The sequence below is a fragment of the Lentzea miocenica genome (genome assembly GCF_033949945.1).
Classification (GTDB): Bacteria; Actinomycetota; Actinomycetes; order Mycobacteriales; family Pseudonocardiaceae; genus Lentzea; species Lentzea miocenica.
In genome coordinates this window covers 37648-53068 of sequence record NZ_JAXAVW010000046.1, presented here as the reverse complement: position 1 = coordinate 53068, position 15421 = coordinate 37648, and the positions used below count along the sequence as shown (strand labels likewise).

General features: G+C 67.9%; 17 protein-coding genes. 11 read left to right on the top strand and 6 right to left on the bottom strand.

Annotated features, from left to right (window positions below; translation table 11 throughout):
* Positions 1 to 83 precede the first annotated feature (83 nt).
* On the top strand, positions 84 to 1304 hold the full coding sequence (locus tag SK803_RS40935) for an acetyl-CoA C-acetyltransferase (RefSeq protein WP_319971592.1): 1221 nt from the start codon (positions 84 to 86) through the stop codon (positions 1302 to 1304).
* Between the two features lie 168 nt (positions 1305 to 1472).
* Positions 1473 to 1682 carry a hypothetical protein gene (locus SK803_RS40930; RefSeq protein WP_319971591.1) on the top strand — a complete coding sequence of 70 codons (210 nt, stop codon included), beginning with the start codon at positions 1473 to 1475 and terminating at the stop codon, positions 1680 to 1682.
* On the opposite strand, the gene SK803_RS40925 is transcribed toward SK803_RS40930, so the two are convergent.
* Positions 1679 to 2089, bottom strand: a complete 411-nt coding sequence (locus SK803_RS40925; protein ID WP_319971590.1) for a GNAT family N-acetyltransferase — start codon at positions 2087 to 2089, stop codon at positions 1679 to 1681. The genes SK803_RS40930 and SK803_RS40925 overlap by 4 nt on opposite strands.
* Positions 2090 to 2158: 69 nt before the next feature.
* Positions 2159 to 2959, bottom strand: a complete 801-nt coding sequence (locus SK803_RS40920; RefSeq protein ID WP_319971589.1) for a Bax inhibitor-1/YccA family protein — start codon at positions 2957 to 2959, stop codon at positions 2159 to 2161.
* 316 nt (positions 2960 to 3275) lie between these two features.
* On the opposite strand from SK803_RS40920, the gene SK803_RS40915 reads away from it, so the two are divergent.
* The 3 genes from SK803_RS40915 (at position 3276) to SK803_RS40905 (ending at position 6572) form a co-directional block, all read left to right on the top strand.
* A complete protein-coding gene (locus SK803_RS40915) occupies positions 3276 to 4664 on the top strand; it encodes an MSCRAMM family protein (RefSeq protein ID WP_319971588.1) in 1389 nt (462 codons plus the stop codon).
* On the top strand, positions 4649 to 5353 hold the full coding sequence (locus tag SK803_RS40910; RefSeq protein ID WP_319971587.1) for a class F sortase: 705 nt from the start codon (positions 4649 to 4651) through the stop codon (positions 5351 to 5353). The genes SK803_RS40915 and SK803_RS40910 overlap by 16 nt, the downstream gene beginning before the upstream one ends.
* A 106-nt stretch (positions 5354 to 5459) precedes the next feature.
* Positions 5460 to 6572 (top strand): polysaccharide deacetylase family protein, encoded by a 1113-nt coding sequence (locus tag SK803_RS40905; RefSeq protein WP_319971586.1) that lies wholly within the window; start codon positions 5460 to 5462, stop codon positions 6570 to 6572.
* A gap of 1 nt (position 6573) precedes the next feature.
* Here the strand turns inward: SK803_RS40905 and SK803_RS40900 are convergent, their stop codons facing one another.
* Positions 6574 to 7611 (bottom strand): PQQ-dependent sugar dehydrogenase, encoded by a 1038-nt coding sequence (locus tag SK803_RS40900; protein ID WP_319971585.1) that lies wholly within the window; start codon positions 7609 to 7611, stop codon positions 6574 to 6576.
* A 182-nt stretch (positions 7612 to 7793) separates the two neighbouring features.
* Positions 7794 to 8789 (bottom strand): PQQ-dependent sugar dehydrogenase, encoded by a 996-nt coding sequence (locus tag SK803_RS40895; protein WP_319971584.1) that lies wholly within the window; start codon positions 8787 to 8789, stop codon positions 7794 to 7796.
* Between the two features lie 247 nt (positions 8790 to 9036).
* On the opposite strand from SK803_RS40895, the gene pqqA reads away from it, so the two are divergent.
* The 6 genes from pqqA to SK803_RS40865 all read left to right on the top strand — a co-directional run bounded on the left by pqqA (position 9037) and on the right by SK803_RS40865 (position 13320).
* Positions 9037 to 9159, top strand: a complete 123-nt coding sequence (gene pqqA / locus SK803_RS40890; RefSeq protein WP_166045134.1) for a pyrroloquinoline quinone precursor peptide PqqA — start codon at positions 9037 to 9039, stop codon at positions 9157 to 9159.
* Between the two features lie 67 nt (positions 9160 to 9226).
* Positions 9227 to 9922 carry a pyrroloquinoline-quinone synthase PqqC gene (pqqC, locus tag SK803_RS40885; protein WP_319971583.1) on the top strand — a complete coding sequence of 232 codons (696 nt, stop codon included), beginning with the start codon at positions 9227 to 9229 and terminating at the stop codon, positions 9920 to 9922.
* The gene (gene pqqD / locus SK803_RS40880) at positions 9919 to 10197 is read left to right on the top strand and encodes a pyrroloquinoline quinone biosynthesis peptide chaperone PqqD (RefSeq protein ID WP_319971582.1); all 279 of its coding nucleotides are present in this window, start codon (positions 9919 to 9921) and stop codon (positions 10195 to 10197) included. The genes pqqC and pqqD overlap by 4 nt, the downstream gene beginning before the upstream one ends.
* Positions 10190 to 11269: a pyrroloquinoline quinone biosynthesis protein PqqE gene (gene pqqE, locus SK803_RS40875; protein ID WP_319971581.1), complete on the top strand. Its 1080-nt coding sequence runs from the start codon at positions 10190 to 10192 to the stop codon at positions 11267 to 11269. Before pqqD ends, pqqE begins: the two co-directional genes overlap by 8 nt.
* Positions 11266 to 12141: a pyrroloquinoline quinone biosynthesis protein PqqB gene (pqqB, locus tag SK803_RS40870; protein WP_319971580.1), complete on the top strand. Its 876-nt coding sequence runs from the start codon at positions 11266 to 11268 to the stop codon at positions 12139 to 12141. Before pqqE ends, pqqB begins: the two co-directional genes overlap by 4 nt.
* Before the next feature lie 18 nt (positions 12142 to 12159).
* Positions 12160 to 13320: a PucR family transcriptional regulator gene (locus SK803_RS40865; protein ID WP_319971579.1), complete on the top strand. Its 1161-nt coding sequence runs from the start codon at positions 12160 to 12162 to the stop codon at positions 13318 to 13320.
* Positions 13321 to 13623: 303 nt separating this feature from the next.
* Here the strand turns inward: SK803_RS40865 and SK803_RS40860 are convergent, their stop codons facing one another.
* Both SK803_RS40860 and SK803_RS40855 read right to left on the bottom strand, forming a co-directional pair.
* Entirely contained in the window at positions 13624 to 14493 is an 870-nt protein-coding gene (locus SK803_RS40860) for an esterase/lipase family protein (protein WP_319971578.1), read from the bottom strand.
* Positions 14490 to 15314 carry an SGNH/GDSL hydrolase family protein gene (locus SK803_RS40855; protein WP_319971577.1) on the bottom strand — a complete coding sequence of 275 codons (825 nt, stop codon included), beginning with the start codon at positions 15312 to 15314 and terminating at the stop codon, positions 14490 to 14492. Before SK803_RS40855 ends, SK803_RS40860 begins: the two co-directional genes overlap by 4 nt.
* Positions 15315 to 15421 lie beyond the last annotated feature (107 nt).

Below are 15421 nucleotides of genomic sequence, written 5' to 3'. Positions count from 1 at the left end.
ATTCTCGTCACGTGCGCTGGCCGGGGTGAGCGGGCGTTAACTAGGCTCGACGGCAACCTTGACTCTCAACGAGGAGTTTCGTGATGCCTGAGGCCGTGATCGTCTCCGCCGCCCGCTCCCCCATCGGCCGGGCGGGCAAGGGCTCCCTGAAGGACCTGCGCCCGGACGACCTGGCCGCACGGATGGTGCAGGCGGCGCTGGACAAGGTGCCGCAGCTCGACCCCGCGCAGATCGACGACCTGATGCTCGGCTGCGGCCTGCCCGGCGGCGAGCAGGGCTTCAACATGGCGCGCGTCGTGTCCGTGCTGCTCGGCCAGGACTCGCTGCCCGGCACGACCGTCACGCGGTACTGCGCTTCTTCGCTGCAGACCACGCGCATGGCCCTGCACGCCATCAAGGCGGGCGAGGGCGACGTGTTCATCTCGGCCGGCGTCGAGATGGTGTCGCGGTTCGCCAAGGGCAGCTCCGACTCGTGGCCGGACACGCACAACCCGCTCTTCGGCGACGCCGAGGCGCGCACGGTCGCCACCGCCACTTCGGGCGCTTCGGAGTGGGTCGACCCGCGTTCGCTGGACGTCGTGCCGGACGTCTACATCCCGATGGGCCAGACCGCCGAGAACCTGGCGCTGCTCAAGGGCGTCTCGCGCCAGGAGATGGACGAGTTCGGCGTCCGCTCGCAGAACCTCGCCGAGAAGGCCATCGCCGACGGCTTCTGGGCCCGCGAGATCACCCCGGTGACGCTGCCCGACGGCACGGTCGTCTCTTCCGACGACGGCCCGCGCGCCGGCGTGACGTACGAGGCCGTTTCCCAGCTGAAGCCGGTCTTCCGCCCCGACGGCCGCATCAACGCCGGCAACTGCTGTCCTTTGAACGACGGTGCCGCGGCCCTCGTGATCATGTCCGACACGAAGGCGCGCGAACTCGGCATCACGCCGCTCGCCCGGATCGTGTCCACGGGCGTCTCCGGCCTGTCGCCGGAGATCATGGGCCTCGGCCCGGTGGAGGCGTCGAAGCGCGCACTGGCCCTGGCCGGGTTGTCGGTTTCCGACATCGACCTCGTGGAGATCAACGAGGCGTTCGCCGCCCAGGTGATTCCGTCCTACCAGGACCTCGGAATCGATTTGGATCGTTTGAACGTGAATGGTGGCGCAATTGCCGTCGGTCACCCGTTCGGCATGACCGGCGCGCGCATCACCACGACCTTGATCAATTCGCTGCAGTTCCACGACAAGCAGTTCGGCCTGGAGACCATGTGCGTCGGCGGTGGTCAGGGCATGGCGATGGTCATCGAGCGCCTCAGCTGAGTTGGAATTTCCGCTCAAGATCTGCAAATTGACGCTTGCAAGTAGCTCCGCTTCACCCGAACGGAGCTACTTGCCTGCCCCCTTTCTGCCGATGAGATGAATCGTCGCGCAACGGCGTCATCCGGCGAGGGGAAGTCCGTCCCTACCGTTGAGCAAGGAGGGTCGGACATGCCGTACGTGTGGTGGCAAAGCGAATACGACCTGCAATGCCATGCTTTCTCCCTCGACCAAGCCAACGACGCGCGCAGCTTTTACGAGGCCGTCTGCGAACACTCCGTGCCTGATGAACGGGTGTCGCGGGCCCAGGTGGGCGCCCTTTGCACGACCTGCCTGATCAAGGTGGGCACCGAGATCCCGGACGTGCGCTGGCGGGCCTAAGCCCGTTTCATGCCGACCGAGACCGGTGCGCTCTCGACGAATCCGTGCCGCTCGTAAAGCCGACGGCCGGGCGGGTCGGCCAGCAGGTTGACGTACGCGTTCGGCGCCACTTCGCCTATGCGCTTCAGCAACGCGGCCATGATCGCGTCGCCGATGCCTTTGCGTTGATGGTCGGGCAACACCGCCATGTCGATGATGTGGAAGTACCAGCCGCCATCACCGAGCACGCGTCCCATGCCGACGGTTTCACCGGATTCCACGTGAATGACGCATGCGCTCGCCCACGCGCCGTTGATGCCGTTCTCGGCTTCCTCGCGCGTTCGCGCACTCAGGCCGGACTCCTTGCGCAGACGCAGGTAGTCGTCGACGGCCGGCGGTTCCATCTCCAAGCGGTACGCATGATCCACGCGTTCCAGCCTACAAACGCCGGAGGGGCGCCCCGCCGCAGCGGAACGCCCCTCCGGGAAACCCTGACGTCAGTCCGAGTTGAAGTACGACAGCAGGCGCAGGATCTCGGTGTACAGCCACACGAGGGTGACGGTGAGACCGAACGCGATCTGCCACGCGTACTTGGCCGGCACGCCGGCCCGGATCGCCTGGTCCGCCGCGTCGAAGTCGATCAGGAAGCTGAACGCCGCCAAGCCGATGCAGACGAGGCTGAAGATGATGGCGATCGTGCCGCCGGAGCGGATGCCGATGCCGCCGCCACCGTTGAAGAAGCTCAGGATCAGGTTGAAGAGCATCAGCACGCCGACGCCGATGATGGCGCCGGTGATCCACTTGGTGAACTTCGGGGTGACGCGGATCGCGCCGGTCTTGTAGACCACGAGCATGCCGAAGAACACGCCGAGCGTGCCGATCACGGCCTGGCCGATCACCGCGATGCCGTTGCCGGGCACCACGTTGTCGAGCGCGCGGCCGATGATGTAGCTGATGCCACCGAGGAACACGCCCTCGGCGACGGCGTACGCCAGCACGAGCGGCGGGCTCGGGACGCGCTTGAACATGATGATCAGCGCGAGCACGAGACCGATGATCGCCGCAGGGAACGCGAGGGCGTACAGGCCGGTCACGTAGGTGGCGACGGCACCCGCGGCCACCACGCCGAGCGTGATGCCGGTCTTGGTGACGACGTCGTCGATCGTCATGGGCCGCTCGCTGGTCAGCGGCGGCGGCTGCTGCTGATAGCCGGCTTCTGGCTGGCCAAAGCCTGCGTAGCCTCCGTACCCGCCGCCGGTCGGCAGGTTACGGAAAGCCGGGTTGCTGCTGGAGCGCACCTGGTCCTCCTGGGGCGTTGCTTTACGCCGTCACGGGTACAACGAGCACGCAGCGTGCCAGGTTCCCCGTCGGTAAAGGCGACTTTACCCCCGACAACGATCACACGTGCGCAAATACTGCGGTAACTCCGGAGCGTTATGAGACTACGGCGTGTCGCGGCGTGTCCTACTCAAAGTGCGTAAGCCCCGTCACATTCCAATCACGTTCACACTCTCCGTAGCGCCAGACTGCCCCCTTGTGGCGGCTTGCCCCCGATGTGGGGTACCGACAGGCTTGCGCGGGATTACCACAGGTCAGAGGGGATCACGATTCACCATGGGCTGGAAACGTCTGGCCGCCGTGGCGATGGTTTCGGGGCTCGCGCTCCTGACCGTCCCCGCGACGGCGACAGCAGTCGGCGTCAAGGGCATCGGCCACAACGCGTCAGGGCTCCAGCCCAACGCCACACCGGGTAGCGAGTGGCACGGGTCATACATCTGGCAGGACAAACAGGTGTGGTGCGTGCAGTACGCACTGCCCGCGCCGGACAGCAACGTCGGTTACAAGGAAGGCGACGCGCTGCTCACCAAGGCGGGCAAGGCGCTCGCCCCGGACATCGCGGCGAACATCTCCTACCTCCTGCTGCGCTACTCGACGACCAAGTCGCCGGACGAGGCCGCCGCCCTCGCGCACCTGCTGCACACCTGGACCTCCCCCGTCGACGGCGCGGTGAACCTCGACGCCAAGGACGCGGCGCACCTCGCCTACGACACGGCGTTCTACGCCTCGAAGCTGCCACCGGTCGTCATGGAGACGGTCGCGCGCCTGAAGTCCGACGCCGAGGCCAACCGCGGCCCGTGGTCGCTCAGCGCCGCCGCCCCGAAGGAACCGCTGATCATCGGCACCGAGTCCACCTGGACCGTGTCTCTGGTCAAGGCCAACGGCAAGGGCGTCACGAACGCCCCGATCGCCTTCACCCTGACCGACGCCACGCTCGCCGACGGCAAGACCACCGGCCAGGCCACCACGGGCGCCGACGGCGGCCCGGCCGTCGTGAAGATCGTCCCGACCGGCCCCAAGCCCTCGATCGCGGCCACCGCGGACTCGCCCGCCGACAAGCCGGTCGTGCACTTCCCGATCCAGACGGAGAACATGCAGCGCATGGTCACCACTGGTGGCGAGAAGAAGCTGAACGCCGCCGCCAACGGCCAGGCCAAGACCGCGCCCGGCATCGTGAAGATCACGAAGATCGACTCCGAGACCAAGAAGTCCATCGCGGGCGTCGCGCTGCGCGTCACGGCCAAGGACCAGACGAGCCCCGCGGTCAAGCAGGACGACACCCCGCTGGTCGGCACCGACGGCAAGCCGCTGGTGCTCCAGACCGGTTCCGACGGCACGGTGGCCGTTCCCGACCTGCGCACCCCGCAGGAGATCTGCCTGGTCGAGGTGGCCGCGCCGAAGGGTTATGAGGAGTTCTTCGACCCGAAGGCACCGCCGGCCGCGTGCGGCACGGTCGCGGCCGGGCAGACGCTCGCGCTCGAACTGGTGAACAAGCCGAACAAGCCGGTCGTGCCGAGCACGATCCCGGCGGGTGCGGACGGTCAGACGCCGATCGCCACCGCCTCGTTCGACACGCAGCTGCGTCCGGGTCTGATGCTCGCGGTGGGTGGCCTGGTGCTGCTCGGTGCGGCGCTGGCAGGCTTCCTGGTGTGGCGCAGGCAGTGAGTCCCAAGGCTTTTCTGACCGGCGTGCTGGTGGCGGGAGTCGCCGCCACCAGCGTGCTGGTCACCACGTCCGAGACCGCGGTCCTCAAGGGGCACGCGATCGCGGACGAGATCCCCGTGGTCGGACCGGGGCCGGTCGCTGACAGCCTCAGCACCGGCCGCGGTGCCGACCTCACCGGGCTGATCGGCGGGGCGAACACGAACAACGCCATGCCCGCCGAGCCCACCGCGCAACAACCCGCGCCACCCAAGGCAGGTCCCGGCTCGGTCCGGCTGCCCTCCGGCGGCTCGGCCACGCTGGTCCGCCGCGAGGTCAAGGACGGCGTGCTGCCCGTGCCCGACGGCATCGGCGAGGCCACCTGGTGGGGCGCCGAGCTGGCCGGCGCGGAAGGCGCCACGGTGCTCGCCGGCCACGTCGACTGGAAGGGCGCCAAGGGCCCCTTCGCCGAGCTGTGGCAGGCGCAGAACGGCCGTGAGGTCGTCATCGCCGACAGCGCGGGCAAGCAGTTCAAGTTCCGCATCAAGCAGATCGAGACCGTGCGCAAGGAAGAACTGCCGGCCCGTGCCGTCGAGTTCTTCGGCCCGCGCGGGCCGCACCGGTTGGTCCTGGTCACCTGCGGCGGCACGTGGATCGGCGGGCAGCAGGGTTACGAGGCGAACCGAGTGGTGATCGCCGAACCCGTTGTGTGACCAGTTGCTCTCATCGCGCAACCCCTTCGGGTGACCAGTCGTCTCCTTAAGTGTGAAACGGTGGGGATGGTTGACCACGGGCCTGGCACTCGTACTGGTTCTTGTGATGGTGGTGACCTTGGGGTCGCACGAGGACCCGGAGAACCAGGCTGATTCCGGTCCCTTACCGATGGCGCCGCGGTTGCCGGCGCCCAAGGACGTCGGGCCCACGCCCACAGTGCCCGCGCCCACCCCCGAACAGCTGCAGAAACAACCCTGGATGCACAAGCTCGGGCCTGGCGAGAAGCCGCCGCAGTTCGTGCTGTTCTCCTTCGACGGCGCGGTGTCCAAGCAGCACTGGGACAAGGTCCTGCCGATCGCGAAGGCGAAGAACGCGCACGTCACCGGTCTGCTGTCCGGCGTGTACATGCTGGCCGACCAGGACGGGAACCAGTACCAGCCGCCGGCCGGGCTGAAGCGAGGTCTCTCGGACATCTCGTTCGGTGGCACCAGGCAGGACATCGCCGCCCGCATCAGCTACCTGAACCAGGTGATCGCCGACGGGCACGAGATCGGCACGCACTACAACGGCCACTTCTGCACCAGCGGCAGCCAGCCGTCGGTCGACAAGTGGGACACCGCGGCGTGGAACGCGGAGCTCGACCAGTTCAAGCAGATCGTGGACAAGGCCCGCGCCGCCGGGTTCACCCTGCCGGCCGACGCCGTCCGGGGTGGACGGACGCCGTGCCTGGAGGGCAACTGGGACCAGGCTTTCCCGGCGATGGCATCGCACGGCCTCGTCTACGACACCAGCAAGGTCGCGCTCGGCGTGCAGTGGCCGTCCGTCCAAAACGGACTGTACGAGTTCCCGATGCCCGAGGTGCGGGTTCCCGGCCTGGGCAAGCAGGTCGTCATGATGGACTTCAACCTCTGGTACTCGCTCAACCAGGCCAAGGACGAGCCTGCCCGCGCAGCTGAGTTCACCCAGATCGTCTTCGACACCTACAAGTCGGTGCACCTCGCCGCGCTGAACGGCAACCGCGCGCCGATCGTCGTCGGCAACCACTTCAACGAGTGGAACGGTTCGGCGTTCTCCACGGCGATGGAGCAGTTCCTCGAGTACGTGTGCGACAAGCCGGAAACGGTGTGCGCCACCTACACCGAGGTGATCCAGTGGATGCAGCTGCAGGATCCGGCGGTGCTGGATCAGCTCCGCCGGATGCCCGCAGCGCGCAACTAGATCATCCGTCGGTGGAGATGATCCGGTCGTCGTTCGCACCAGGCGAACCGTTGGCGTCCTGGTTGGACGTGCCGAGCCACAACGTGCCGTCCGGCGCCGGAGTCACCGCGCGCACCCGGCCGTAGCTGGTGAACACCGCCTGCGGGGTGCCGAGCGAGGTGCCGTTGACCGGGATCTTCCACACGCGCTTGCCGGTGACCGCGCCGACGTACAGCGCGTTCTTGTAGTAGCCGATGCCGGCCGGACCGGCCTGGCTGGTGGACCACGTCTTCACCGGGTTGGTCATGCCCGCGGTGTTGCAGTTGCCTTCACAGGTCGGCCAGCCGTAGTTCTTGCCCGCCTCGATCCTGTTGATCTCGTCGGTCTGACTGTTGCCGAACTCGGTGGCGTACGCGGTGGTGCCGACCCAGGTGATGCCCTGGACGTTGCGGTGGCCGATCGAGTAGACGACGCTGCCGGCGCGAGGGTTGCCGGCAGCGGCCTTGCCCGCGGTGTCGAAGCGCAACACCTTGCCGCCCAACGAGTTCCAGTTCTGCGCGTTGCTCGTGTTCTGACCGTCTCCCGTGGTCGCCCACAGGAAGCCGTCCGGGCCCCACTCCAGGCCGCCGCCGTTGTGGTAGCGGTTCTTGGGAATCCCGGTCACGATCGGCTGCGGCGTACCGCCCAGCGCCAGCTTGGCGATGCGGTTGTCGCCGGCCGTCGAGTAGTAGATGAAGACCGAGTTGTCGGTCGCGAAGGTCTTCGACACGGCGAGGCCCAGCAGGCCGCCCTCACCGTTGGTCGTCTGGGCCTGTTCCACCGTGTCCAGTTCGGTCACGGTCGTACCCTTGATCTTCTTGATCTTGCGGGTGTCCCGCTCCGTGAAGATTCCGCTGCCGTCCGGCAGGAACTCGATGTCCCACGGGATGTCCAGCTTCGTGGCGAGCGTTCGCTCGGCCAGTGCCGACGGGCCGTCCTGTGCGGAGGCTCCGGGGATCACGCAGAGGGATGCGGCCACGGCAGTACAGGCTGCCGCCACCGCGATACGACGAGCACGCATGTGTGCTCTCCTTTGGGTCCGCTCGTGAATTAGTCTGCGGCGGCGGTGTTGCAGGGCGTATTTACCCAATCACACGCCGGAGTAACCCACAACGGTCATCGGATGTTCCGGGACGCCCCTCGCCTCCGAGCGGGTGAAGCGAGGGGCGTTCTCAACTACCTCAGGTAGCCGAGCCGGTGTGGTCAGCTGCCGTCGGCGAGGTGGATGCCGCCAGGCGTGATCACCCACAGTGAACCGTCGGGGCCGGCGACCTCATCACGGGTGCGACCGAGGTTGGTGTAGATCTTGCCGCCCGCACCGCTGGTGTTGATCTTGAACGTGCCGCCCTTGAGCGAGGCCATGTAGAGCATGCCCTTGTAGGTGGTGAGGCCGGACGGGGTGGCCTGCGAGGTCGGCCACTGCTTGACCGGATTGGTCATGCCCGCGGTGCCGCAGGAGCCCTCGCAGGTCGGCCAGCCGTAGTTCTTGCCGGCGTCGATCTTGTTGAGCTCGTCGACCTTGCTGGCGCCGATGTCGGAGATGTAGAGCTGGCTGCCGACCCAGGTCAGGCCCTGCACGTTGCGGTGGCCGTAGGAGTAGACGAGCGAGTTGAACGGGTTGCCCGGCGCGGGCTTGCCGTCCTTGGTCATGCGCAGGACCTTGCCGCCCAAGGAGTTCTTGTTCTGCGCGTTGTTCCCGTTCTGGCCGTCACCGGTACCTGCGTAGAGGAACCCGTCCGGACCGAACTTGATGCGGCCGCCGTGGTGGAACTGCGAGCCGCGCGGAATTCCGGTGACGATGGGCTTCGGGGCGCCGCCACCGATCTGCCACGTGGCGATCCGGTTGTCGTTCCCGGTGGTGTAGTAGAGGAAGAGCGTCTTGTCCGCGGCGTACGAGGGCGACACCGCGATGCCCAGCAGGCCGGCTTCCTTGGTCACCGAGACGCCGGGGATGTCGCCGACCTTGGTGACCTTGCCGTCCTTGGTGATGGTGGAGACGGTCTTGGCGTCCTTCTGCGTGAAGATGCCGGTGCCGTCCGGCAGGAAGTCGATGCTCCAGGCCTGCTTGAGACCGCTGGCGATGGTTTTCACGGCCATCGTGCCGACTTCGCCGCTCTCGGCCGCGGACGCCAGCGTGCCGCTGGACAGTCCTACCGCAAGTGCGAGGACGCCGACGTAAGCACTTCGACGAGCACCCATTGTGCTGACCCCTCAAACTTTCGCGTCGTGCGGCGACGGAGGAGGGCCTCCAGATACAACCACGGTGTGTAGTCGAGCCCGCATCCGCCGATCGGGTAACCCATCCGATGACTTTAGGTAACTTTATGTACGGTCTAGACCGTGACGGGGCGGAAGACATACCGTGTGGTTCGCCGCCGCGCCCCACGGAATAGAGCCGCGCGTGCCCACTTCGGGCGCGCAGGCCGGAGACCCGAGGAGTTGCGCCATGAACGTTGCCGTCACCACCACCGAGACGAAGCTTCCCGAGGTCAAGCGCGAGTGGGTCAAGCCCGACTTCCGCGACTTCGAAACGCCCATGGAGGTCACCGCCTACGCAGCCCGCAGCTGACGTCAGGCTTCGCCGGGGTTCCTGCTCTGCGCGGGAACCCCGGCCCCACTCCGAGGAGTTTCCGCCAATGACCGCCGTTCCTCCCGCGGAGTTCGTCGCCGAACTCCGCGCCCTCGCACCCCGGTACTGGGACAGTCATCCGTTCCACCTGCGCATGCACGCGGGCCAGCTGAGCAAGCACGAGCTGCAGGCGTGGGCCGCGAACCGCTGGTACTACCAGCGTTGCATCGCCCAGAAGGACGCCGCGATCCTCTCCAACTGCCCGCTGCCGGACATCCGCCGCCAGTGGCGCGAGCGGATCATCTGGCACGACGGCACGAAGCCGGGCGAGGGCGGCGCCGAGAACTGGATCCGCCTCGCGGAAGCCGTTGGGCTCACTCGGGAAGAGGTGCTCGACGAACGCCACGTGCTGCCCGGCACCCGGTTCGCCGTCGACGCCTACGTGAACTTCGCGCGCACCAAGCCGTGGGTGGAGGCCGTCGCCTCCGGTCTGACCGAGATGTTCTCGGGTGCGTTGATGCGCAAGCGTTTGGCGGCCTTGCGCGAGCAGTACCCGTGGATCGCCGAGGAGGGCTTCGCCTACTTCACCAACCGCATCCAGGCGGTCGCCGGTGAGGGGCGGGCCACCGTGGACATCGTGGTCGAGCACTCGGTTTCGCGTGAGCAGCAGCTGGCGGCGCTGTCCGCGCTGTCGTTCAAGTGCGACGTGCTGCGGGCCGTGCTGGACGCGGTCGACTACTACTCGGGCAAGGGCAAGCCATGACGTCGGTCGTCGCGCTGGACGCCGTGCCGCACATCCGGCGCGGCGTGAAGTGCACCTACGACCAGATCCGGTCCGCGCACGTCGTGCTGTTCCCCGAGGGTGTGCTGGTGCTCAACGAGACCGCTGCTTCCGTTGTGTCGCTGTGCGATGGCGTTCGGTCCGTCGGCGACATCGCTTTGGTTCTGGGTGACCAGTACGACGGCGTGCAGCCCGAGGACGTGGTCGAACTCGTGGTGCGATTGGTCGAGCGCAGGGTGGTGGACGTCGATGGCTGAGGCTCCTTTCGGTCTGCTGGCCGAACTGACGCACCGTTGCCCGTTGCAGTGCGGCTACTGCTCGAACCCGGTGGAGCTGGTGCGCCGCAACGCGGAGCTGGACACCGAGTCGTGGCGCCGGGTCTTCGACCAGGCCCGCGCGCTGGGCTGCCTGCAGATCCACCTGTCCGGCGGCGAACCGTTGCTCCGACCGGACCTGCCAGAGCTCGTGGCGCACGCGAACAGCCTCGGCTGTTACGTCAACCTGGTCACGTCAGGAGTAGGTCTGTCCCGGGACCGGTTGCGGGATCTGGCTTCGCGCGGTGTCGACCACGTGCAGCTCTCGCTGCAGGACGCGACTCGTGCCGGGAACGACCGGATCGCGGGCATCAAGGCGTTCGACCGGAAGGTGGAGGCCGCGGCGTTCATCCGCGACGAAGGCCTGCCACTCACCGTCAACACCGTGCTGCACCGGCAGAACCTCGACAACATCGCCGGCATCATCGCGATGGCAGAGGAGATGGGCGCCGAGCGCCTGGAGCTCGCCAACACCCAGTACTACGGCTGGGCGCTGCGCAACCGCGCGGTTCTCCTGCCCACCCGCGAACAGCTGGCGGTGGCCGATCCCATCGTCGCTGAGGCCCAGGCACGGTTGCGCGGGCAGATGGAGATCGTCTACGTCATCGCGGACTACCACGAGGCCCACCCGAAACCCTGCATGTACGGGTGGGGCGCACGACAGCTGACGGTGGCGCCGAACGGCGACGTGCTCCCCTGTCCCGCCGCCACGGTGATCTCGTCGCTTTCGATCGAGAACGTGCAGAACTCGTCGCTGCACGAGATCTGGCACAACTCGTCGTCGTTCAACGCCTTCCGCGGCTTCGACTGGATGAAGGACCCCTGCCGTTCGTGCCCGCGCAAAGAGATCGACTTCGGCGGCTGCCGCTGCCAGGCGTTCCAGCTGACCGGTGACGCCGCCGCCACCGACCCGGTTTGCTCACTGTCTCCTTCGCGGTCCACTGTGGACCTGATTCTGGAGACCGAGATGACGCCGGGCGTCGTGCCCGCGATGGCCATGAGGAAGATGAGTTGAAAGCGGTTCTGCTCGGCACGACGGCCGGTGGCGGCTTCCCGCAATGGAACTGCGCGTGCGACCTGTGCGTGCGCGCCCGTTCCGGTTCGCTGCCCTCGCGCTCCCAGGACTGCCTGGCGATCAGCGGCAACGGCACCGACTGGTGGCTCGTCAACGCGTCCCCGGACATCCGCACCCAGATCGCCGCCTGTTCCTTCTTGAACCCCGGGCCAGGCCCGCGCGACACGCCTCTGCGCGGTGCCCTGTTCACCGATGCCGAGCTGGACCACACGCTGGGCTTGCTGACGTTGCGCGGCGGGGCAGGCTTGACGGTGTGGGCTCCCGGCGCGGTCCTGCACGCGTTGAAGGACCAGTTCGACCTGCGCACGGTGATCGACGGGTACGCACCTGTGGCGTGGCGGGAGGTCTCAGACCAGTTCGATCTCGGCGGTCTGCTCGTGACGGCGATCCCGATCAGCGGCAAGCGCCCGAAGTACGCCCGTTCGTCCACTGTGGACGGCCCATGGGTGGTGGCTTACCGTTTCCAGGACCTCGTTTCGGGCGGTGTGCTGGTCTACGCGCCGTGCCTGGCGTCGTGGCCGGACGGCTTCGACGAGGTGGTGGCCGGCGCTCATTGCCTGCTGCTGGACGGCACGTTCTACGCGTCGTCGGAGATGGGCACCGCGACCGGCAGCTCGTCCGGGCAGGCCGCCATGGGCCACCTGCCGATCACCGCGAGCCTGCCCACGCTACGGCGGTTTCCTCACGTGCGGCGGATGTACACGCACCTCAACAACACCAACCCGGTGCTGGATCCTGAGTCCTCGGAGTTTTCGGCGCTGCGGGAGGCCGGTGTCGAGGTTCCGCTCGACGGCACGGTGATCGAGCTCTAGACAGGGCAGAATCGGCGGATGTCCTTTGTGATCGGTGGACGTCCGCTGGCCTCGCGTCTCCTCGCGGAGCTGCCGTCGTTCGTGCGGCTGGTGCTCGCGGAGATCACCGAACGCGTGCCCGCCTACCAGCAACTGCCCGCCGAGGAACTGACCGGCGACATCACCCGCGTGATCGAGGGAACGCTACGTGCGTTCGCAGAAGTACTACGCACCCGCGAGCTGCCGTCACCCGACGAACTGCGCTTCCTCCGCGAGTCCGCGGCACGACGCGCCGAGGAGGGCGTGCCGATCGACGTGGTGCTGACGGCGTACCACGTGGGCATCCAGGTGGTCTGGGACGTGCTGGTGCCCGAGGCGCGCCCGGAAGAGGTGGGCGAGGTGCTGGCGCTCAACTCGCTGGCCATGCGCTACCTGCAGGTCGTGACGCCAGTCGTGAGCGCCGGCTACCTCGACGAGCGGCAGACCATGTTCGACGACGAGCGGTCCGCCCGGCACACGTTGCTGACCGGCCTGCTGGACGGCACCCGCGACGCCGACGGCCCGATGGTCGTCCTGGCGATGCACGTTGCCCCGCACCCCGACGAACTGACCGACGGCGTGGACGCGGCGGTCGCCGGACGACGCAAACTCAGGAGGCTGCGCACCGAGCTGGAACGCCACAGTCGCGAGCCCGTGCTGTCCTCGCTCACACCCGCGGGCGGCCTGGCCCTGGTGCCCGGTGACGACACGCGCCTGGATCAGGTGGTGGCGGATGTGGGAAAGGCAGCCGACGCGGCCTTGACGGTGGCGGCGGTCGCGGCCCCTCCCTCCGGGGTCGCGGCCGCCGCTCGCCTTGCCCGCGAGGTGCTTGACGTCGCGGTGCGCTCAGGCCCCGGCCTGTACCGGCTGACCGACGTGCTGCTCGAGTACCAGCTGTCCCGGCCGAGCGCGGCGCTGGAGCCTCTGGCCGCGGTCGTCGCCCCGCTGTCCGACGAGCTGGTGGAGACGTTGGAGGTCTATCTCCAGCGCGGGTCGCGCCGGCCTGCGGCTACGGAGCTGCACGTGCATCCGAACACGGTGGACTACCGGTTGCGGCGGGTGGCGGAGCTGACCAGGCTGGATCCGACGCGGATCGAGCACGTCACGCTGCTGGCCGCTGCGTTGGCGGCGCGCCGGGCACGCTCTGGACAGCCGAGCTGACCGGGCTCGGCCCGACGCGGATCGAGCACGTCACGCTGCTGGCGGCGCGCCGGGCACGTTGACGCACGGGTACATCCTCCGGGAACACACTCATCCGCCAAGCGCCGAAAACTGGTCGGCTCGCCGTTGCACCCGCAGCCAAGAACGACGAGCTGCCCCGCCGACGAGCCGAAGCCGATCAAGCTGCGCCGCCCGCCCCGCCGTCGTCAGGCCGCGGCCTTCGCGGCCCCAGGCACGCTGACGCAGGGGTACCCCCTTGCTGGGAACCCCTGCGTTTCAACGTACTCACGGGGTCCGACAAGATCAGCCACCCAGCAGCGGCCACACCGGAGTCGAGCAGTCCGGCACCCGCGCGTTCGGCGGATCCAGCGCGCTGAGCACCTCGCGCAGCGCCACGTGGTCGAAAGCCAACGCCAGATGGTCGGCGAAGTCGTTGGCGCACAGGTCCTGCAGGACGATGTTGCGCCCGCCCTCCAGGAACTGCGACCGGTACGGCGTGACGATGCCGTCGTAGCGGGTGGCGATCGTCGTGTACCGCACGCCCGGCACAACGTCCGGCGTGCTGTTCATCCGGTTCATGAACGGCGAGCCGCGCAGTTGTTGCAGCGCAGCGGGATCGGTGGCGCTGATAATCCCTTCCAGCGCCGGGAACACCTGGAGCAGGGACCAGATCCACCTGTCGAAGCCGGCCGCGTCCGAACCGTGGCTCGTGGGCGCGAGTCCGACGACGTCGTGCACCTTCGCGGCGCCACCGAAGAATTTCACGTAGTACTGGGCGAGCAGTCCGCCCTGCGAGTGTCCGACGAGGTCCACTTCGGACACTCCGGACGCAGCCAGCACCCTGTCGACGAACGCGGCCAGTTCCGCGCCCGAGTCCTCGATCGGACCGGTTCCCGCGACCTGGCCGAACCGCAGGCCGCCGTAGTTCAACGCGAAGACGCAGTAGCCGTTGTTCTTCAGCAGAGGCGACAGTGCGTTCCAGTTGAGCGCCATGTTCGCGTGCGTGCCGTGCAGCAGCACGACCGGACGCTTGGAGCTTCGGCACGCCCAGTCGTTCGCACCGGGCGGCGCCGCACCGGGGTGGCTGATGCTGACGGCGACCGCGGGCAGCGAGTGGTAGGTGACCGGCAGCGGGACCAGGGTCAGCCCCGCCGCGAGCAGTAAGCCGATCACTTGGCGGCCTTGGCGACCGCGGTCCCGAACGCCTGCATGCCCGCCGCGTTCGGGTGCAGCGGCGCGGCGATCGTCGTCGGGATCAGGCCCTCCAGGTAACGGTCGGCGGGCGCCGCGCAGATGTCGTGCCCGACGGTCACCGCGGCGAAGTCCACGAACGTCGCGCCGCGCTTGGTCGCTTCGGCTTTGGCCGTCGCGCTGATCCGGTTCATCACGCTCTGCAGGTAGTCACCGTCGCGGCCCCACACCGGCTGGCGCGGGTAGCAGCCACCCGGCCTGATGTAGGTGCCGTAGCCGCTGACCAGCAGCTTCGCGTTCGGGGAACGGCGCTTGATCTCGTCCAGCGCGGCGCCGAACTCCGGCGCCCACGCCGCGACGGCGGCGGCGAGCTGGTCCGTGCCGCCCGCGTTGTAGCGGTCCTGACAGGAGAGGCCTGCCGGTTCGGGCAGGAGGTTGATGCAGCTCAACGCGGTCTGGAACAGGCCGATGTCGTTGGCGCCGATCGTCAGCGACACGAGGTCGGTGGACGGCTTCAGCGCGTCGTACTGCGGCGCGACGAAGCCGAACTGACGGCCCGCGAAGTCATCGGTCTTGGCGCCGGAGCAGGTGACGTCGGTGAGCGTCGCCCCGAGCTGTTTCGCCGCGACCTGCGGGTAGTTGCGGTCGCTGCGCAGGCACCACAGGGCCGGATCCTGGTTCGGAATCAGCGGACCGGCCGCCGCCGAGTCGCCGAGTGCCACGTAGTCGAAGGTGTCCGCCTGTGCTGTGGTTGTTCCAGCGACCAATGCCGCCACGAACACCAACCCGGCCACGATCCGCATCCCGAACCTCCAACATCATCGTCAGGTCTGCTCATCGTGGTGGCTCTGGTCACTTGAGCGGGTGGGACGTTGCCCAGAGTCATCCGGTCGTGTTTGTGACGCATCAC